The following is an 18,841-nucleotide window of genomic DNA, read 5'->3' as shown; positions in this document are numbered from 1 at the left end:
ATGCGTTTCTCTATTTACCGGTTTAATCCAGACGTAGACAAAAAGCCCTATATGCAGGACTACGAGGTCACGCTGGAAGACAGTGACCAGATGTTATTGGACGCGCTGATGCGGATTAAAGAACTGGATGAAACGCTCAGTATGCGCAAGTCCTGCCGTGAAGGCGTGTGTGGCAGTGATGCCATGAATATCAATGGTAAAAATGGCCTGGCCTGTATTACCAAACTCAGCGATCTGCAAGAACCTGTGGTATTGCGTCCCATGCCTGGCTTGCCTGTGATTCGCGATCTGGTCGTGGATATGACGCAATTCTTTGATAACTATCATTCGGTGATGCCTTATTTGCAAAACCACGACACGCCGCCGGAAACCGAGCGTCTGCAAAGCCCGGAAGACCGTGCCAAGCTGGATGGCTTGTATGAGTGCATTTTGTGTGGGGCTTGTACAACCTCTTGCCCCAGCTTCTGGTGGAATCCGGACAAATTTGTCGGTCCGGCAGGGTTGATGCAGGCTTACCGCTTTATTGCCGACAGCCGTGATCAGGAACAGGATGCGCGGTTGGAGAATCTGGAAGACCCTTACCGTTTGTATCGTTGCCACAACATCATGAACTGTACCGATGTCTGCCCGAAAAAGCTGAATCCAAACGCTGCCATTGCAGCGATTAAAGACCTCAAGATCGAAAAAGCCAAGGCCCATCAAGACAGCAAGCCGGGTAAGAAGATCTTTGGTATCAAAGTGTTATAGGGGGAAGCCATGCTGAATGCTGAAATTTTACGTGACGCCGAGCAGCGGCGACTGACCTGGCGCTGCCGCCGCGGCATGCTGGAACTCGATATCGTATTGCAACGCTTTGTCAGTGAGCAATTTGGCAGCCTGACACTGGCAGAAATGGAGCAATTGGATGCCTTGCTGGAACTGCCAGATAACGTGTTTTGGGATTTGATTCAGGGCGTAAAAGCCCCGACCGGAGACCTCAAGCCTATGGCAGCCCTTCTTCAAAAATTGAGTGCGAGCCGGCCTACGGCAGAACAGGAGACCAGATGATTCAGCATATGGGAGAAGAGCCGATTGCACTGGATGCCAGTGCCTTGGGGGATTACTGGCCAGGCATACAGTTGTATTACCCGCCAGTGAAATATGCGCCCAGCCTGGGCATTTATGAAGACATGGAGCAGGCGGCCAATCGCATGGTCAAGCATGCGCACTTTACCAATGCGCATACGCTGATTTTTGACCTGGAAGATGGCTGTCGGCAGAAAGAAATGAGCCGCACTTTGCTGCGGCAGGAGCTGCCCAAACTGCGCAAGGTCAATGAGCGCGTCACCATTGCCATCCGCGCCAACTCCTTCCGTACCGATGAGTACGAAGAAGACATGAAGCTGGTACGCGACATGGGCGAATTTATTGATGTCGTCATGCTGGCCAAGGCGGGTGAATCCTACGGTGCCGCCGAGGTGCGTGATCTGTCTAGCTTTTTGTTGAGTATCAACCCGCAAATCACCATACAGCCGATTATCGAACACCCGAAATCGCTCAAGATTGCGCCAGAACTGATGCAATACGACACTGTAAAACATGTGGTGTTTGGTATTCATGACTTCTCCAAAGCACTGGGGATTCATATCACCCCCGAGCATTGGATAGAAGAGCTGTTCTATTTTATCAACCAGCTGATTTTTGAAGCCAGGATCGCCGGTAAAGGTGTGATTGGCGGTGTGGAAACGCTGATTGGCAGCAATATCATGCCAGATAAGTTTGTCGAGCCGCACGACGTGCGTCGCTGGCTGGATTTGCATGGCGATAACGAGTCGCGCGTGGTGTACAAACACGCTTGCCAGGAAGCGGCCATGGGCCTGACCGGCAAGCAGGTGATCCATCCCGGGCATATTCATTTGTGTAAAACCGCTTACACGCCATCGCCTACCGAGATCAACCAGAAGGTGGCGATTTTGAAAGCGGCGATTGAAGCCGATGCCTTGTTGGGTGGGGCGATCAAGTTTGAAGGCGAGATGTTGGATCCACCCATGTTTGGTAAGGCCTTGCAAACTTTGCTGAGAGCGCATGCCTTGCGCGCGCTCAAGGTCAGCGATATGGAGTTTGCCTTGCATGTGCTGCAGTTGATGCCGGCGCAGGTAGTACGCCAAAACTGGCCCTACGGCATTCTGCTTTAAATCAATGGCTGCGCGGGCGAATCACGGCGTTGCGCGGTACTCGAAATCCTCATGTACTTTTAGTACATTCCGGTTTCTGTGTTCCGTGCGCCTTGTGCTTCATCCCGCTCGCTCATTGATGAGCGTTTAAGCGTCATTGAAGATTTAAAAAGCATTTTCAAAAGAAATGCATATAACAGCATCGCATCAACCATGCGTGCATAGAGTGATTGGAAAGGTTTGAACATGACACAGTTAGCCCCTTATCCACAATGGCAATGGGACATCCCTGAGTTTTTCAATATCGGGGTGGCTTGTAGTGACCGCCATTTAGGCACCGCCAAGGCGGATGAAATTGCCATGATTGTGGAGGATGACAGTTTTGGTACCAGCATCATCACCTTTGCCGAGTTGGCGGCCAGGACAGACCGTTTTGCGCAGGTGTTGCGTGGATTGGCTGTCAAGCCAGGGGACAGGGTACTGATTCGCCTGCCGAACAGCCTGGATTACCCGACGGCCTTTCTCGGCACCATGAAAACCGGGGCGATTTCCGTGCCGACCTCTACATTGTTGACGGCCGAGGAAGTGGCGTATCTGGCTAAGGATTCCGGCGCGGTCGTGCTGGTGACCGACGCGGCTGCCTGGCAGGCGATGTCTGCCAAAATGCAGCAGAATATCGCGCAAACACCCCATCTGAAACATGTGCTGCTGACACAGTTATCCGGGGAGGTCTCGCCCGTGGATGGGTTTAATGTCGTGTCACTGGAGGCAGCCCTGGCGAATGTGACTGACGCAGCGCCCGCCTATGCCACGCGGGCAGAAGATCCGGCTTATTTGGTCTATACCTCAGGTACGACTGGTTATCCTAAAGGTGTGCTGCATGCGCATCGTGCCTTGTTGGGGCGCCAGCCAGCCGCCAAATACTGGTTTAACTACAGCGACACGGTGCAAGACCGCATCATGCACTCCGGTAAGTTTAACTGGACCTATGTGCTGGGCACTGGGCTGATGGACCCGTTATACCTGGGTAAAACCGTGATTGTGCATGAAGGCAAAAATGATGCGCAAAAGTGGCTGGATTTGATTGCCAAACACAAAGCCACCATCTTTATTGGTGTCCCGACCATTTACCGCCAGTTATTGCAAAAAACCACCGCTATACAGATAGATATCCCCAGTGTGCGTCACTATATGAGTGCGGGCGAGCATTTGTCGGACGAAGTGTTAACGCAATGGCGTGAGCGTTTTGGGTTGGATATTTATGAAGCGGTAGGCATGAGTGAGTTTTCCTACTATCTGTCGCAAAGTGTGTATCGGCCGATTCGCGCGGGCTCTGCCGGTTTTCCGCAACCTGGGCACCAGATTGTATTGCTCAATCCCGACACCCGTGAGCCGGTGGCCGAAGGCGAGGAGGGCATGATCAGCGTGCCGGATAATGATCCTGGGTTGTTCCTGAATTACTGGAACCTGCCGGAAGAGACCACCAAATACAAGCATGACGGCTATTTCTTTACCGGCGACTACGCCAAATATGATGCCGATGGCTATCTCTGGTTTTTGGGCCGTAAGGATGACATTATCAAAAGCTTTGGCTACCGCGTTTCGCCGTATGAAATTGAGCGCGTCTATAAAGGCCATCCGGCCGTGGCCGATTGCGCAGCCGTTGGCGAAGAGATTGAAAAAGACAAACTGCTGGTGGTGATTTATGTGATCCCCAAACCGGATGCCGAGATTGCGCCAGAAGACCTGATGGTGTTTGGCAAGCAGCATCTGGCGGCGTATAAAGCACCGAAAACAGTCTACCTGGCCAAGGAGTTTCCACGCACCAAAAATGGTAAAATCTTGCGTAAAGATGTGAGTCCTGCCATTGCTTATCAGAAAAGCAATGCGCGCTAAAACGCCCGCCTGAAAGACCTAGAACATGGCCCTGATTAAAACCCAAGACTTTATCGAGAGTATTGCCGACGCCTTGCAATATATCTCGTACTATCATCCGGAAGACTACATCCGGGCACTGGCGGCGGCTTATGAACGCGAGGAATCGGTGGCAGCCAAGGATGCGATTGCCCAGATTTTGACCAATTCACGCATGTGCGCCGAAGGCAAGCGTCCGTTATGCCAGGATACCGGCATCGTGGTGGCCTTTATCAAGGTTGGCATGCATGCCAGATTTGAAGGCGACATGACGCTGGAAGCCATGGTCAATGAAGGCGTACGCCGCGCCTATCTGCATCCTGACAATACGCTGCGCGCTTCCATCGTCAACGATCCGGCCGGGACACGCAAAAACACCAAAGACAATACGCCAGCGATTACTCACGTGGAAATGGTCGCAGGGGATAAGGTCGAAGTGCAAGTGGCAGCCAAGGGTGGTGGCTCCGAGAACAAGTCCAAACTGGCGATGCTGAACCCGAATGAAAGCATTGTCGATTGGGTGCTCGAAGTGGTCCCGGAAATGGGCGCAGGTTGGTGTCCGCCAGGCATGCTGGGCATAGGCATAGGCGGCAGCGCCGAAAAAGCCATGTTGTTGGCCAAAGAATCATTGATGGCACCGATCGATATTCAGGCGTTGCAGGCACGAGGTGCGCAAAATCGTATTGAAGAACTGCGTTTGGAGCTCTACGAGAAGGTCAATCACTTAGGCATAGGCGCACAGGGTCTGGGTGGCTTAACCACGGTACTCGATGTGAAAATTCTCGATTACCCCACCCATGCAGCCAGTTTGCCGGTGGCGATTATCCCCAACTGTGCCGCCACCAGACATGTGCACTTCACGCTGGATGGCTCAGGGGTGGCGGTGCTGACCCCGCCCAGCCCTGAGGTTTACCCTGATGTGCATTGGGCACCCAGTCCGCAAGCCAAGCGCGTGAATCTGGAGACGGTGACGCGCGAAGAAACCCAGCGCTGGAAAACCGGCGACACGCTGTTGCTGACCGGCAAGATTCTGACCGGTCGTGATGCCGCGCATAAACGGATTCAAACCATGCTGGCCAAGGGCGAGTCCTTGCCGGTGGATTTCACCAACAAGTTTATCTACTACGTTGGCCCGGTCGATGCCGTGCGCGATGAGGCGGTAGGCCCCGCTGGCCCGACCACCGCCACTCGGATGGATAGCTATACCGACATGATGCTGAACACCGGATTGCTTGGCTCCATCGGTAAAGCTGAACGCGGTGACGAAGCGCTGACTGAGATTGCCAGACACAAGTCGGTCTACCTGATGGCGGTTGGTGGTGCGGCTTACCTGGTCAGCAAGGCCATCAAACATGCGCGCGTGTTGGCATTTGAAGATTTAGGCATGGAGGCCATCTATGAGTTTGAAGTGGAAAACATGCCGGTGACGGTGGCAGTGAGTGCCGATGGCGATTCTGCGCACAAGAGCGGCCCAGCCCTCTGGCGCAAGAAGATTGCGCTCAAAGCGGTTTAATGTGCTTTCAATCACAGAACATGCGCACGATTTGCTAAACACTACGTCATACTACTAAGCGTCAGAATGGGGGTAAGTATGATAAAAGGATTAAAAGCAAATACAGGTGTCAGCATGTGTTGCGCCGTTGCGCTGATGATGTTGACTGTGCAAGCGCACGCAGAGTCTGCCCTGGAGTATTTTACGGATAGCACTGGCAAATATGCCGGACCGAGTCTGGAAGACCAGTTGGCGTTAATGGACACCGACCATAATGGTTTTGCCGATGTGTTTGAGGTACGTGCCTACCTGGAAAAGCAACATGGCAAGGGCTATCAGAAAGAGCTGCTCGATAAATGGGAGTCCTCTGCTGCTGGCAAAAGCTGCAGTACCCCGTTTGCCAAGCAACTTTACGGAGACAGTACACGCTGACAGCGTTCGCAGTGTTGTTTTGATGCTGACAACGGCTGTCATTTTGATCAATTGCCAGAATGTTACAAGCAGTTAACATTCTGGCGGAGGGAGTGCATTATAATCAAATCAAAAGAATGCCTCGCGGCCAGTGGTTAATACCGGCCCATTCCCCGATTTTCGTTTTATTGCCCAAATTTGATTTATTAAATAGAGCCTACACATCATGTTAGAAGCATACGACACCCACGTAAAAGAGCGCGCTGCGCAAAACCTTCCTCCCTTACCCCTGAACGCTGAGCAAGTGGCCGCCCTGGTTGAGTTACTCAAGTCTCCTCCAGCCGGGCAGGAAGCCTTGCTGGTGCATCTGCTTGAAAACCGCATTCCGGCCGGTGTAGACCAGGCGGCGTACGTCAAAGCGGCCTTTTTGGCCGATATTGCCAATGGCAAGGCCAGCTCCCCCTTGGTCAGCGCTGAAAAAGCCGTTGAACTGCTGGGAACCATGCTGGGTGGCTATAACGTGCAGGCACTGGTGGCTTTACTGGATACGTCCATGGCGGCGCATGCCGTGAAGGCCTTGTCTACGACCATCCTCATGTTTGATGCCTTCCATGATGTGGATGCCAAAATGAAGGCCGGTAACACGCATGCCAAAACATTGATGCAAGCCTGGGCAGAGGCACAATGGTTTACCAGCAAACCAGCGCTCAAAGATGAGATCAAAGTGGTGGTGTTCAAGCTGGATGGTGAAACCAACACTGATGACTTAAGCCCGGCGCAAGATGCCTGGAGCCGTCCCGATATCCCGTTACACGCCAAGGCGATGCTGGTCAACCGTATGTCTGATGGCCTCAAGGTGATTGAGGACCTGAAGCAAAAAGGCCTGCCATTGGCTTATGTAGGCGATGTGGTCGGGACAGGTTCTTCACGCAAATCTGCCATCAACTCAGTGCAATGGTGGATGGGCGACGATATTCCGTTTATCCCCAACAAGCGCACCGGTGGCGTGGTCATTGGCAGCAAGATTGCGCCTATCTTCTTTAACACGGCTGAAGACTCTGGTGCCTTGCCGATTCAATGTGATGTCTCCAAACTGAATACGGGTGATGTGATTGTGATTAAGCCGTTTGAAGGCAAAGTGTTGTCTGAAGCGGGCGAGGTTCTGGCCACATTTGAAATGAACCCGGTTACCCTGGCGGATGAAGTGCGCGCCGGTGGCCGCATTCCGCTGATTATTGGCCGCGGCCTGACTTCAAATGCCCGCAAAGCGCTGGGCTTGGGTGAGACCGATCTCTTTATTAAAGCGGTGCCTGCCAAAGATACTGGCAAAGGCTATACGCTGGCGCAAAAAATGGTGGGACGTGCGTGTGGCCTGCCTGAAGGCATGGGCGTGCGACCAGGCACCTATTGCGAACCTAAAGCCACCACCGTCGGCTCTCAGGATACCACTGGCGGCATGACGCGTGACGAGCTCAAAGAGCTAGCCTGTCTGGGCTTTAGCGCCGATCTGGTCATGCAGAGCTTCTGCCATACGGCGGCCTATCCAAAGCCGGTTGATATCAAGTTGCAGCACGAGCTACCAGAGTTTATGTCCAGCCGTGGCGGTGTCAGTCTGCGCGCTGGCGATGGCGTGATCCACTCCTGGCTCAACCGCATGATTCTGCCGGATACCGTGGGTACGGGCGGTGATTCGCATACCCGTTTCCCGATTGGCATCAGCTTCCCGGCCGGGTCTGGTCTGGTGGCGTTTGCCGCAGCAACCGGGGCCATGCCACTTGATATGCCTGAGTCGGTCTTGGTGCGCTTTAAAGGTGAAATGCAACCAGGCATCACCTTGCGTGACCTGGTGAACGCGATTCCGTATGCGGCCATTCAGGAAGGAACCTTGACCGTCGGCAAGCAGGGCAAGAAAAACGTGTTTAACGGCCGCGTGCTTGAAATTGAAGGCTTGCCTGACCTCAAGGTCGAGCAAGCGTTTGAATTGGCTGATGCCTCGGCAGAGCGTTCCGCCAACGGTTGCACGGTGCTGCTGAACAAAGAGCCGGTGATCGAATTCCTCAATTCCAATATCGTGTTGATGCAGAACATGATCGAAAACGGGTATGCAGATGCACGCACGCTGGAGCGCCGGATTGCCAGCATGAAGGCCTGGCTGGAAAAACCGGAGCTGTTGCAGCCTGACAGTGATGCCGAATACGCCCACGTAATCGAAATTGATCTTAACGAAATCAAAGAGCCATTGGTGGCCTGCCCGAATGACCCGGATGACATCAAACCGTTGTCAGCCGTGGTGGGGGACAAGATTGATGAAGTGTTTATCGGTAGCTGCATGACCAATATCGGCCATTACCGTGCTGCGGGCAAGGTGCTTGAAGGCGCAGGTGGCATCCCAACACGCTTGTGGATTGCCCCACCGACCCGCATGGACGAAGCACAACTGCGTGCCGAGGGGGTTTATTCCACCTTTGGGGTGGCAGGAGCCCGTACCGAAGTGCCAGGCTGCTCGCTTTGCATGGGTAACCAGGCACGCGTGGCGGACAAGGCCACCGTGTTCTCGACCTCTACCCGTAATTTTGATAACCGTATGGGCAAGGATGCTCGCGTCTATCTGGGCTCTGCCGAGCTGGCGGCGGTGTGCGCCAAGCTGGGGCGCATGCCGACCATGCAGGAATATATGGACACCTTGGGCAGCAAGCTGACCAATACTGCCGAGATATACAAATATCTTAACTTCAACCAGATGACGCAGTATGCCGCCTCACTGGAAAACAGTAAAAAGATTATTCCGATCAAAGAAACGGCATAAGGGCTTAATCTTCAAGTACAACAAGGGGGCGCAAGCCCCCTTTGTTTTTTTTCAGCGTCGTTCTTTTGTTTTCTGCTGTTGTTTTTCCAGCCGCACATTTGCTTGCAACTGTAAAAGCGGTAACGGCGATATTCGCAGGTGATCTGTTTTGATTATGATGTATTGGCTGTAAGCAATGATGGCTGCGGCTAGCACAGCCATTCATTGGTTTAACAGGTTGCCAATATCCAAGGAGAAACCCATGAAATCGTGCGAACAAACACTGCCTTACCTCCCTCAACAACGCTTGCTTGCTCATGATTACGGCCAGGTGTATTGCCGTTATGATGAAAAATCGCAGGCATTGTGGACTTATCTTTCGCAGCCGCAACGGATTCCGTGCATCAATCACGCCTTGTTGCTGGACTTGCATGCGCACCACCATGATATCGAACGCAGTGGCGGTTATGTTGAAGCCGCGAACGGGGCGTCATTGCCAATCCGCTATTCGGTATTCGCTTCTGCCACGCCCGGCTATTTTAATATGGGTGGCGATCTGCAAAAGATGGCTGCTGCCATCCGCCAACAGGACCGGGCGCAACTGGAGGCCTATGCCAGACTCAGTATAGACGTGGTGGCACAACGCGCTTTCCGCTTTCAACTGGCCAATGTCACCAAAATTTCACTGCTGCAAGGTGAGGTGTTGGGGGCAGGCATAGAAGCGGCCTTAACCAGTGATGTGTTGATCGCAGAGCGGCAAGCTGTGTTTTGCTTTCCAGAGCTGTTTTTTAATATGATTCCAGGCATGGGGGCGTACAGCCTGATTGCACGCAAAGCAGGCATGGCAGTGGCTGACAAGATGATTTTGGGGTGCGAGCGCTATAGCGCGGAAGAGTGCCTGCAAATGGGGTTGATCGATATGGTGGTCGAGCAAGGGGAAGGCGAGCAGGCCGTACGCACCTTTATCGATAAAAACAATAAACATGCCGCAGGGTTTTTATCCGCACAAAAAGCCAAGGAAAAAATTCATCCGCTAAGCTATGATGAATTGATGGCGATTGTGCAGCTTTGGGTTGAAAATGCCTTGCAACTCAGTGAGCGCGACTTGAAAGTGATGGACCGTTTTTATCGTGCGCAGTCACGCTTGTTTCAGCCAGTGCCTGCAGATCAGCAGAGAGAAGCTGTGCTGACACCGTCCACTGAAAGTGAGGCGTTCTTCGTGCATGATCGCGTGGTGAACCAGTAAGCGTGTGCTTGATATTTGGGGATGCCTGGCGCTTGCACTAGCTATTTTTTTGACCGCTTGGATGAAAGCTTGTCTCGCTGTTGCATGAGCTGGCCACGGGTTTCTTCGTAGCAGTCTGCAACTGCCTGATATAGCAGGGAAATGGTCGAGGCATCCTTCATGTTTAAGCCCAGCAGGCGACGACTGTGCTTGCTCAATGGAATCAGGCCCATGTTGGCGGATTCCCCAGCCAGGCTGTGCGCCAGTGTATGAACTTGTGCAAAGTTGAGGTCCATGCATTGCTTGCCTAAGTCGCGGACCAGGTCATCTGTTGTCTCGATAAATTCGCGGATAAGTTTGTTTAAAAACGCCTCGCTGCCACCGAGCTTGAGCAAGTGCGCCATACGGTCCTGATCCAGCAGCGGCTCGGTCATCGGTGCAATGGTCGGGATACTTTCTGCGGTTGCCGAGGGATGGGCATCTGCTGGCGATTGCAGTTTGCCACGTTTTCTATTGGTGGATGTGGTGGCGGCAAGCGCCTCGGCGCCAGCTTGCGTGTCCAGTGTGCTTGTAATCGCTTCCACCAGGGTTTGTATCTGACGCGATACCACAGGCTTGGTCAATACCTGATAAACACCGGCACGCAAACAGCGATCTTGTGTGGCTTTGGTGGCATCGGCGGTGAGGATCACGGTACGGGTAGGCTGACTGCCCGGCAAGGCATGATAAATCCTGAACACCTCCAGGCCATTCATCTCAGGCATGTTGTAATCCAGGATCATCAGGTCAAACTGATGCCGCTCCAGCGTATCAAGCGCGGCATCACCGTTGTCCACGGATTTCACCACACAGTGCATTCTTTGCAGGGTCTCATTCAGGATCATCCGGTTGACTACATTATCATCTGCAATCAGCACACGGATTTTTTTGCGGAATCGGGTGTGGCTACTTAATGGCACCACATTGGAGGCGTTATCCAGGTTGATTTCGGTGCTCCTGTCAACACTGGGCGCGATTGCGTGCGTCAGGGGCAAGCTGACCTCAAAGACTGTGCCTACATTTTCCTTGCTGCTCACGCTAATGCTGCCACCCATGACCTCAACCAGTTGTTTGGCAATCGTCGTACCCAAGCCCGTGCCGCCATAACGCCGGGTGATGCTGCTATCGGCCTGGGTGAAGCTGTCAAAAATAAAAGGCAAGGCCTCTGCCTTGATGCCGATGCCGCTATCTTGGATGCGGAAACATAACAGGCTGCGGTTGGCATACTGTTCCTGGACACTGACCGTGATCTCGACGCCACCGTGCTGCGTGAATTTAATCGCGTTGGCGATCAAATTGGTCAATATCTGCTCCAGATGATGCATGCTGCCAGAAAAGTGCCGTTCCGCTTCATTGGCGAGATTGAACTTCAACCAGAGTTGCTTGCGCTCCACTTCAAGTTGAAACACGAGGTGCAAGCGGTTGATCAAGTCGGGCAGGTAAAAAGCAATCTCTTCGAGATCGACTTTACCTTTTTCAATCTTGCTGATATCGAGCACGTCATTGATGAGTTTTTTCAGGCTGCTGGCTGAGGCGCCAACCATATTCAAGAATTCGGCTTGTTTGCGGTCAAGCTTGGTCTGGGCCAGCAGTTCACTGGCGCCAATAATGCCATTGAGCGGTGTGCGCATCTCATGGCTGATATTCGACAGAAAGTTTGTCTTTGCCTCGCTGGCCTGGTCAGCCTCTTTGGTGGCTTTTTCCAGGCTCACCAGCAACCGTAGGGCATGCGGTGGAATCAGTAACAGCGTCAGCAAAAAGCCATAAGCCAGATGCTGGTGTTCTATCCAATAAGGGTTTAAATACAAGGTTAGACTAAAGCCCACCAGGCTTAGCATATAGCAGCCTTTGAAAAACTTGGTGCCATAACGCAAGCCATAGCCAATAATCAGCCACAGATAAATGCCGATAAATACGCCGGCCATCGCCCCCGAGATCATTTGCTCTAGCGAGGTGGCGGTGATATCCATCACCATGGCGGTCCATTGCCGTTTTTCGTTTTTGGCCGGGTTGCGCAAGATGTTATACAACATCAGAAAACCAAAGCCCAGATAAATCAGACACAACAATACGGGTTCATAGCTGCTGCGGTTAATCAGCAAGTAAAGCGTAATCATGCTGACAAAAAGCACGCGGATCAGTGCCTGCTCAGTTTCATAACTGACAGATTTGATCTCGCTTACTTTGTACACCAACTGCTTTACTAGGGTTCGCATGTTTGATGGGATATCAGGGTATTAGCCAATGATTAGTGAGAGAAAAACTTAACTTTATTGATAGTTAACGGCTTTTTCTTAAGATAACTTAAAGTTTAACAGGCAAGGTTTGATTATCAAAGTAAGTTTACTTTTCAAACGCGCAAAATAAGATTGTGTTTCGTGCATCGCATGCGCAAAATACCGCCCTGATACAAAACGCTGCCTGATAAGAGATGTGGAAAGTGTAATGAATGATGACTGATCAAGCGCCAGCCCTTTCAAGATGGTCACGTTGGCTCGCCCGTAGCCGCATGGCGCTGCCGATAGTGTTTTTTATCGGCGGCTTTGTCTGGGACGCGATTACCATAGGCAAAAAAGTCGCGATGTCCGACATGATCATTTTTGCCTTGTATTTGCTGGTGGCCGCTATTCTCATGTACCAGTTGGCCGAACCTTCTTCTTCCATCCGGCGGCTAGGCGAGCGGCTGTTGAGCTTCCAATGGGTACAGCACAAAGTCACGCGCTGGCCAGTGCACGATTGGCCATACTGGGTATTACAATTTTTGTTTGGCAGCCTGTTAAGCGCTCTGTTTATTCTGTACTTCAAAAGCTCCAGCGAGGGCGTGGCCTGGATTATTACCATGGTGTTGGGCGCGTTGCTGGTCGCCAACGAGTTTCTTGAGAGTGAGTACCGGCGCCTGAGCTTATGCTGGAGTATGTTCGGCCTGTGCTCCATCCTCTGGTGTAACTTTGCCTTTCCCTTTTTGTTTGGCAGCGTGCATGCGGCTTGGTTTTACCTGAGTACCTTGCTCGGGGCGACCATCACTTATGTGCTTTACCAGCGCGCGCCGCATCATAGAGGCCGAATCTGGCCGGTGTGGGCAATCGCCGGGTTACTCATGCTGGCTTATCGGCAAGACATGATTCCGCCTGTGCCGTTGGTCAAGCAAGCCGTAGTGGTGGCCTACGATCTGGAAAAGTCACCACAAGGCTATTGGATGACGGTGGAAAAGTCGCCCTGGTGGCAGTTTTGGCGGGTGGATACCGACCATTTTTATTTGCAGCCCGGTCAACGGCTAGTATGCTTTTCTGCCATCTTTGCGCCACAAGGCCTCAAAACCCATCTGCTGCATGATTGGCAGAAAAAACAGGGTGACCAGTGGGTGAGTGTCTCTACCCCGGGGTTTTCATTGACAGGCGGACGTGACAGCGGTTATCGCGGCTATACCTATAAAACCAATCTCACGCCAGGCGAGTGGCGGGTGCGTATCCAGACTGGCAACCGGCAAACCATCGCCAGCCATCAATTCACCGTCACGCTTGGGCAGGGCAGGGATACGCATAAACGCATCCGTATCCGCTATTAGTGGCGTGGCTGTTTGCCCATTCCAGCTCGCCTAATCAAGCCCAGTTGAATCAAGCCCAGTTGAATCAAGCCCAGTTGAATCAAAGCCAGTCTAGCGCTGTTTGCCTTCGCAACTGGCTTGCGCACCTGCATCTTGCGCTAACACTTGTGCCAGCCACTGCAGGTGTGGCTCTACCGATTGCCGCAAGGTCCACGGCGGGTTAATCACCCACATGCCACTGCCATACATGCCAAAGCCGTCGGCTGAAGGTTGTTCTACATCCAGCGTCACATGCAAAAAGTCGGTGTCCAGACGGCGCAGCTTGTCTATCATTTGCTGCGGTTCTGGGCGTTGCAAGCGGGGGTACCAGATTAAATAAGTGCCTGTGGCAAAGCGTTTCAGGCTGTCTTTAATGCAATCCACCACGCGCGCATAATCGTCTTTGACTTCATAAGGCGGATCAATCAGCACGATCCCGCGTTTGGTCGGTGGCGGCAGGCAAGCCTTGATGCCCTCAAAGCCGTCTTTTTGCTGAATCGCGATTTGCCGTTTTTGTGATGCAAATTGCTGTTCCAGCAAAGCCGCATCGGCCGGGTGTAGCTCAAACAAGCGTAATTTATCCACCGGGTTGATTAAGTGGCTGGCCAGCCAAGGTGAGCCCGGGTAAAGCATCTGCTGATCTTTATTTGCTGCGGCAACAGCCTCCAGATAGATTTGAAACGGCTCAGGCGCCTGGCTTTGCTGCAAACGCAAAATGCCATCCACGTATTCCGCTGTTTTATTCGCTACGCTACTGTCCAGGCGATACAGTCCGGCCCCGGCATGGGTATCAACCACCCAATAAGGCTTATCCTTCTGGTTAAAATAATCCAGCACCAGGCTGAACATCCAGTGTTTTAAAACGTCGGCATGATTGCCAGCATGAAAGGCGTGTCTGTAACTTAACATGATGATTTTCTCTACAAGCCAGCATTATCCCAGATTTTTCATTAGAGACTGTTTTATGTCAGTCAGGCTATTGTGAAAAGCAGCTAATTTGCATTAGCATGCCATCATGAAACCTAGCCATACACCTCACGAACATTCTCACTCTTCTGGCCGCTGCCCTTATGGTCACGATCACGCAGATAATCACGGGCATGATCATAGCCACGAACATGCGCATAGCCATGATGATCACGAGCACGGTAACCCGTTTTGGCTGCCATTTCTCGCCATTTCCGTCTTTACCGTGGTTGAGTTTGTCGGCGGCTGGTGGACCCAATCCCTCGCCTTGCTCAGCGACGCCTGGCACATGCTGTTTGATGTGCTGGCACTCGGCCTTGCGATGTGGGCAGCACAGCAGGCACGCAGCGGGCACCCAGCCTCCAAGCAAACCGAACGTCTCGTCTCCATGATCAACGCCGTCTCCATGCTTCTAGTCACCGGCTGGATTGTCTACGAAGCCATCGAGCGCTTGCAAAATCCGCGGCCAGTCGCAGGCGGCTATGTCAGCATCATTGCTCTGGTAGGCTTACTGGTTAACGTTGTTGTTGCCAAACACATGCACCATCAACATGAACATCATGGTGGCGATGCTAACTTAAACCACCGTGCCGCATTCCTGCATGTGCTAGGCGACTTACTCGGCTCTGTTACCGCCGTGGTCGCAGGCGTAGTCATCTACTTTACCGGCTGGATGAGCATAGACCCCATCCTCTCTATCCTGATTTCAGTACTGCTGCTGGTGATCACGCTCAACCTCATCCGCGATATTCTCCGCGGTGGTGCAGGCCATCATCACTAGTTTAAAGATCATTTAACCAACCACAGAAGGAGCGTCAATATGCCTTATGTCAATGTGAAACTAGCAGGCTCTGTCACCAAAGAGCAGAAAAAACAAATCGCCAAAGAGATTACCGAAACATTGCAAAAGCACGCGCACAAACCAGCGAATTACACCTATATCGTGTTTGAAGAGGTCGAGTATGAGGATTGGGCGATAGGTGGGGAGCTTTTAGGGTAGCTAGTGTTATTGCCCAGGTGTGCTTTGTTATTGGTTTAATAAAATTTTGTTACTTATGATTATTTAATTTATAAATATAAGCAAAGGGTTATTGAAATGATGGTTGATGGTAACAATAGCTCTGCCTCAGGATATACACCGATTTCGGTGTCTACATTACGTTGGGCCTAACAAAAGGGAGACCACATGCCACATCTTTTCGCATTGCAGGGGCCGGGGAATTGCGGCAAGTCCGACACCCTGATTCGCCTGTTTCATGCACTTCAAACCAAATACCCCTCTGCCACGATCCAGGCACTCCACAACGGCACAAAAGACATTGCCGTCATCATGCGTGGCGTAAACGGGTTGGTAGTCGGCATTGAAAGTCAGGGTGACCCCAATTCGCGGCTCCAGCAAAGTCTTCCTGCCTTTGCTGCGGCCAAGTGCGACATCATCTTTTGTGCTTGCCGCACGAGCGGAATGACTGTTGGCTGGGTGAGTGCTCTATCTGCCGCGTACAACATTCACTTTGTTGCACAAACTGTTGTCGCAAATAATCACGGAGCTACAAATGCAGCTAGTGCCGCGTCGCTTATGCAGCGGGCGGGCATTTAGGCCGAACCCGGCAGTCAACCGGACCTGCGCAAAAAGCCGCGCAGGCCGGTTACTTCTACGTTAGGCTATTAAGAAATATGCACGACTTCAATGAACTTGTTCAGCGTAGTACGGCTTTCAGTCTCAGTGCACTGAATGAAGCGCAGAAACGTACTGTTGATCAACTACAAATAAGTGCCGCCACCACATTGGTGAAGACTCTTCAAATGGTGCAGCTACAAAAAGCCATTACTGCTGTTGGTATGTTCTCGATGTTTGATGCCATCCTTCAAAATCAGTTGGAATGTAGAGATGGATTCAAAAAAGCTGGAAAAATCTTAGAAAGCCAAGGCAAGAGGGTGCTGAAAGAAAAGTTTTCAGACCTTCAACTCGCAGTCAATGTTCTCAAGCATGGTAAGGGGCGTAGTTATGAGGATTTAGTAAAAAAGGCCGCCACACTACCTTTTAGAGTCAAGCTTCCAGATGAGGATTTTTTTGATGAAGGTGATGTGTCTGAAATTTCAACGCTAGTGGAGGTTGATGATAAGTTTGTTTTACTTTGTGCTGAAGTTATTCATGAAGTTTCCGTAGAGGTTCAGCGCAATGTCTAGCCTAACCCATCATTCAACAGGGACGCTGGACTTGCCTTAGAAAAGTAGACATATGTACTTAACTTTTAGAAGATGTTAATTGACTAAAACAATCAAACGAGCACACGCTTGATATAGTGAGTTATTTAAAGCAGAGATCTTGCGATTGGTCTCGCAAACCGGGGCACGAGTATTTACTTTGAATTTTGTTGTAAGTAAGAGATTTAATGGCTGCATGCATATTGAACCCACACAAATCTCATGATGCTAAAATGCCGTCATGTTTGACCCCAAACCCATCCTGAAAAACCTTCCAAACCTGCCAGGCGTTTACCGCATGCTCAATGCGGAAAATACCGTGATCTATGTCGGTAAAGCCAAAGATTTAAAAAAACGGGTTTCGAGTTACTTTAATAAAAACCTCGCCAGTCCGCGTACCAAAATGATGGTGTCGCAGATTACCAATATCGAGACGACCGTGACGCGCTCTGAGGCAGAGGCGTTGTTGCTTGAGAATAACCTTATCAAGAGCATCATGCCGCGTTATAACGTGTTGTTTCGCGACGATAAGTCTTATCCCTATATTAGTCTGACAGGCGATGCTTTTCCGCGGCTGGCGTTCCATCGTGGCACGCAGCGCAAAGGGCATCAGTATTTTGGGCCGTTCCCCAGCTCGCCAGCGGTGCGTGAGAGCATACAGTTGCTGCAAAAGGTGTTTAAGCTGCGCACCTGTGAAAACACGGTGTTTGCTAACCGGTCACGGCCTTGTCTCCAGTATCAGATTGCACGGTGTACTGCACCGTGTGTGAATCTGATTTCCCAAGAAGACTATGCGAGTGATGTTCGTCACGCAGCGCTGTTTTTGCTCGGCAAAACCAGTGAAGTGATGGATTCTTTGGCTGATGGGATGAATGCCGCAGCTGAGGCCATGGAGTATGAGCAGGCGGCGGTGTTGCGTGACCGCATTCAGGCCTTGCGTCAGGTGCAGGCCAAGCAGTTTGTCAGTGACTTTAGCGTGAGTGATGCGGATGTGATTGCCTGCGCCGAGATTGAGGGCCAGCACTGCATTAATCTGGTGATGATCCGTGGCGGGCGCCATTTGGGTGACAAGAGCTTTTTCCCCAAGAACGCGCAGGATGCCGAGCTGGTAGAAACGGTAGAGGCGTTTATTACCCAGTATTATGTGGCGCAAAACACGCCACCGTTGCTGGTGTGTGGGGCGGAGATCGACAAAACTGAATTTGAAACCATGCTCAGCGAGCAGGCTGAACGCAAAATCCGCGTGCTGACTAATGCGATTGGCGATAAAAAGGTCTGGCTCAAGATGGCGCAGACCAATGCAGAACTGGCGTTGCAACAACGGCAGGCGACTTCGGCCAACCAACAGGCACGCTTGCTCTCGTTGCGTGAGGCGCTTAACCTTGCCGAGAACACCGAGCGCATTGAGTGCTTTGATATCAGCCATACCATGGGTGAAGCCACTGTGGGCAGTTGCGTGGTGTTTGACCGTGGCGATATGCAAAACAGTGAATACCGCCGCTATAACGTCACCGGCATCACGCCAGGCGATGATTATGCGGCGATGCGGGATGTGCTGACCCGGCGCTATAAAAAAGTCGCTGCGGGCGAGGGCAAGCGCCCTGACCTGATTTTTATTGATGGTGGCAAGGGCCAGTTGGGCGTGGCGATGGAGGTCATGCAGGAAGTTGGTTTGGATGATATTTTGCTGATTGGCATTGCCAAGGGCGAGGAGCGCAAGCCTGGCCTGGAAACGATGATTTTCTCCGACACCGGCGAAATGCTTAATCTGCCCGTGGATAACCCCGGCTTGCACTTACTGCAACAAATACGCGACGAGGCGCACCGGTTTGCCATTACTGGCCATCGCGCCAAGCGCGCCAAAGCACGGATCACCTCCAGCCTGGAAGACATTGAAGGGGTAGGGGCCAAGCGCCGCAAAGCCTTGTTGACGCGATTTGGTGGCCTGGATGCAATAAAAAGTGCTAGCATAGACGAGATTGCACAAGTCGAAGGCATTAGCCTGGCACTGGCGCAAACCATATACGAACGATTGCATTAAGCCATTGCAACAGCCCTGAGCAAAATA

Annotated in this window: 17 protein-coding genes; 14 read left to right on the top strand and 3 right to left on the bottom strand. The window is 51.9% G+C overall.

All coding sequences use genetic code 11. The features are described 5' to 3' along the window. The 3 genes from INP77_RS01740 to INP77_RS01730 are packed head-to-tail and all read left to right on the top strand — an operon-like array spanning position 1 to position 2,174. On the top strand, positions 1-747 hold the full coding sequence (locus INP77_RS01740; protein ID WP_228518643.1) for a succinate dehydrogenase iron-sulfur subunit: 747 nt from the start codon (positions 1-3) through the stop codon (positions 745-747). A 9-nt stretch (positions 748-756) separates the two neighbouring features. Next, the gene (locus tag INP77_RS01735) at positions 757-1,047 is read left to right on the top strand and encodes a succinate dehydrogenase assembly factor 2 (RefSeq protein ID WP_194746972.1); all 291 of its coding nucleotides are present in this window, start codon (positions 757-759) and stop codon (positions 1,045-1,047) included. Then, the gene (locus INP77_RS01730) at positions 1,044-2,174 is read left to right on the top strand and encodes a CoA ester lyase (RefSeq protein WP_194746971.1); all 1,131 of its coding nucleotides are present in this window, start codon (positions 1,044-1,046) and stop codon (positions 2,172-2,174) included. The genes INP77_RS01735 and INP77_RS01730 overlap by 4 nt, the downstream gene beginning before the upstream one ends. A gap of 59 nt (positions 2,175-2,233) precedes the next feature. On the opposite strand, the gene INP77_RS01725 is transcribed toward INP77_RS01730, so the two are convergent. After that, positions 2,234-2,401: a hypothetical protein gene (locus INP77_RS01725; protein ID WP_194746970.1), complete on the bottom strand. Its 168-nt coding sequence runs from the start codon at positions 2,399-2,401 to the stop codon at positions 2,234-2,236. Between INP77_RS01725 and INP77_RS01720 the strand changes: the two genes are divergently transcribed. The 5 genes from INP77_RS01720 to INP77_RS01700 all read left to right on the top strand — a co-directional run bounded on the left by INP77_RS01720 (position 2,400) and on the right by INP77_RS01700 (position 10,001). Further along, complete coding sequence (locus INP77_RS01720; protein ID WP_194746969.1) at positions 2,400-4,049, top strand: acyl-CoA synthetase; 1,650 nt, start codon at positions 2,400-2,402, stop codon at positions 4,047-4,049. The genes INP77_RS01725 and INP77_RS01720 overlap by 2 nt on opposite strands. A gap of 25 nt (positions 4,050-4,074) precedes the next feature. Beyond that, complete coding sequence (locus INP77_RS01715) at positions 4,075-5,580, top strand: fumarate hydratase (RefSeq protein WP_194746968.1); 1,506 nt, start codon at positions 4,075-4,077, stop codon at positions 5,578-5,580. 114 nt (positions 5,581-5,694) lie between these two features. Further along, positions 5,695-5,991 (top strand): hypothetical protein, encoded by a 297-nt coding sequence (locus tag INP77_RS01710; RefSeq protein WP_194747507.1) that lies wholly within the window; start codon positions 5,695-5,697, stop codon positions 5,989-5,991. 205 nt (positions 5,992-6,196) lie between these two features. Next, on the top strand, positions 6,197-8,776 hold the full coding sequence (gene acnB, locus INP77_RS01705; RefSeq protein ID WP_194746967.1) for a bifunctional aconitate hydratase 2/2-methylisocitrate dehydratase: 2,580 nt from the start codon (positions 6,197-6,199) through the stop codon (positions 8,774-8,776). A 241-nt stretch (positions 8,777-9,017) separates the two neighbouring features. Next, positions 9,018-10,001 (top strand): crotonase/enoyl-CoA hydratase family protein, encoded by a 984-nt coding sequence (locus INP77_RS01700; protein ID WP_194746966.1) that lies wholly within the window; start codon positions 9,018-9,020, stop codon positions 9,999-10,001. Positions 10,002-10,042: 41 nt separating this feature from the next. Here the strand turns inward: INP77_RS01700 and INP77_RS01695 are convergent, their stop codons facing one another. Then, on the bottom strand, positions 10,043-12,235 hold the full coding sequence (locus tag INP77_RS01695; RefSeq protein ID WP_194746965.1) for an ATP-binding protein: 2,193 nt from the start codon (positions 12,233-12,235) through the stop codon (positions 10,043-10,045). 233 nt (positions 12,236-12,468) lie between these two features. On the opposite strand from INP77_RS01695, the gene INP77_RS01690 reads away from it, so the two are divergent. Continuing rightward, on the top strand, positions 12,469-13,584 hold the full coding sequence (locus tag INP77_RS01690; RefSeq protein WP_228518642.1) for a DUF2914 domain-containing protein: 1,116 nt from the start codon (positions 12,469-12,471) through the stop codon (positions 13,582-13,584). A 90-nt stretch (positions 13,585-13,674) separates the two neighbouring features. On the opposite strand, the gene INP77_RS01685 is transcribed toward INP77_RS01690, so the two are convergent. Then, positions 13,675-14,511: a 23S rRNA (adenine(2030)-N(6))-methyltransferase RlmJ gene (locus INP77_RS01685; RefSeq protein WP_194746964.1), complete on the bottom strand. Its 837-nt coding sequence runs from the start codon at positions 14,509-14,511 to the stop codon at positions 13,675-13,677. A 106-nt stretch (positions 14,512-14,617) separates the two neighbouring features. On the opposite strand from INP77_RS01685, the gene INP77_RS01680 reads away from it, so the two are divergent. The 5 genes from INP77_RS01680 (at position 14,618) to uvrC (ending at position 18,814) form a co-directional block, all read left to right on the top strand. After that, entirely contained in the window at positions 14,618-15,349 is a 732-nt protein-coding gene (locus tag INP77_RS01680; protein WP_194746963.1) for a cation diffusion facilitator family transporter, read from the top strand. 39 nt (positions 15,350-15,388) lie between these two features. Continuing rightward, positions 15,389-15,568: a 4-oxalocrotonate tautomerase family protein gene (locus INP77_RS01675; RefSeq protein WP_018985002.1), complete on the top strand. Its 180-nt coding sequence runs from the start codon at positions 15,389-15,391 to the stop codon at positions 15,566-15,568. A gap of 186 nt (positions 15,569-15,754) precedes the next feature. Next, positions 15,755-16,165, top strand: a complete 411-nt coding sequence (locus tag INP77_RS01670) for a hypothetical protein (RefSeq protein ID WP_194746962.1) — start codon at positions 15,755-15,757, stop codon at positions 16,163-16,165. 77 nt (positions 16,166-16,242) lie between these two features. Beyond that, positions 16,243-16,755 (top strand): hypothetical protein, encoded by a 513-nt coding sequence (locus INP77_RS01665; protein WP_194746961.1) that lies wholly within the window; start codon positions 16,243-16,245, stop codon positions 16,753-16,755. A gap of 259 nt (positions 16,756-17,014) precedes the next feature. Next, positions 17,015-18,814: an excinuclease ABC subunit UvrC gene (gene uvrC / locus INP77_RS01660; RefSeq protein WP_194746960.1), complete on the top strand. Its 1,800-nt coding sequence runs from the start codon at positions 17,015-17,017 to the stop codon at positions 18,812-18,814. The last annotated feature ends 27 nt before the right edge of the window (positions 18,815-18,841 follow it).

Source organism: Methylophilus sp. 13 (assembly GCF_015354335.1).
In the GTDB taxonomy this organism is placed as follows: domain Bacteria; phylum Pseudomonadota; class Gammaproteobacteria; order Burkholderiales; family Methylophilaceae; genus Methylophilus; species Methylophilus glucosoxydans.
Note: the sequence above shows the minus strand (reverse complement) of the source record. Positions and strands in the feature narration are given on the sequence as shown.

Excerpts from the sequence above, each read along its gene's own strand:
- INP77_RS01670 (WP_194746962.1), top strand. The coding sequence starts at position 15,755 with ATGCCACATCTTTTCGCATTGCAGGGGCCGGGGAATTGCGGCAAGTCC.
- INP77_RS01710 (WP_194747507.1), top strand. The coding sequence starts at position 5,695 with ATGTGTTGCGCCGTTGCGCTGATGATGTTGACTGTGCAAGCGCACGCA.
- INP77_RS01680 (WP_194746963.1), top strand. The coding sequence starts at position 14,618 with ATGAAACCTAGCCATACACCTCACGAACATTCTCACTCTTCTGGCCGC.
- INP77_RS01700 (WP_194746966.1), top strand. The coding sequence starts at position 9,018 with ATGAAATCGTGCGAACAAACACTGCCTTACCTCCCTCAACAACGCTTG.
- INP77_RS01675 (WP_018985002.1), top strand. The coding sequence starts at position 15,389 with ATGCCTTATGTCAATGTGAAACTAGCAGGCTCTGTCACCAAAGAGCAG.
- INP77_RS01740 (WP_228518643.1), top strand. The coding sequence starts at position 1 with ATGCGTTTCTCTATTTACCGGTTTAATCCAGACGTAGACAAAAAGCCC.
- INP77_RS01735 (WP_194746972.1), top strand. The coding sequence starts at position 757 with ATGCTGAATGCTGAAATTTTACGTGACGCCGAGCAGCGGCGACTGACC.
- INP77_RS01730 (WP_194746971.1), top strand. The coding sequence starts at position 1,044 with ATGATTCAGCATATGGGAGAAGAGCCGATTGCACTGGATGCCAGTGCC.
- INP77_RS01690 (WP_228518642.1), top strand. The coding sequence starts at position 12,469 with ATGATGACTGATCAAGCGCCAGCCCTTTCAAGATGGTCACGTTGGCTC.
- INP77_RS01695 (WP_194746965.1), bottom strand. The coding sequence starts at position 12,235 with ATGCGAACCCTAGTAAAGCAGTTGGTGTACAAAGTAAGCGAGATCAAA.
- INP77_RS01715 (WP_194746968.1), top strand. The coding sequence starts at position 4,075 with ATGGCCCTGATTAAAACCCAAGACTTTATCGAGAGTATTGCCGACGCC.
- INP77_RS01665 (WP_194746961.1), top strand. The coding sequence starts at position 16,243 with ATGCACGACTTCAATGAACTTGTTCAGCGTAGTACGGCTTTCAGTCTC.
- INP77_RS01725 (WP_194746970.1), bottom strand. The coding sequence starts at position 2,401 with ATGTTCAAACCTTTCCAATCACTCTATGCACGCATGGTTGATGCGATG.
- INP77_RS01685 (WP_194746964.1), bottom strand. The coding sequence starts at position 14,511 with ATGTTAAGTTACAGACACGCCTTTCATGCTGGCAATCATGCCGACGTT.
- INP77_RS01720 (WP_194746969.1), top strand. The coding sequence starts at position 2,400 with ATGACACAGTTAGCCCCTTATCCACAATGGCAATGGGACATCCCTGAG.
- acnB (WP_194746967.1), top strand. The coding sequence starts at position 6,197 with ATGTTAGAAGCATACGACACCCACGTAAAAGAGCGCGCTGCGCAAAAC.
- uvrC (WP_194746960.1), top strand. The coding sequence starts at position 17,015 with ATGTTTGACCCCAAACCCATCCTGAAAAACCTTCCAAACCTGCCAGGC.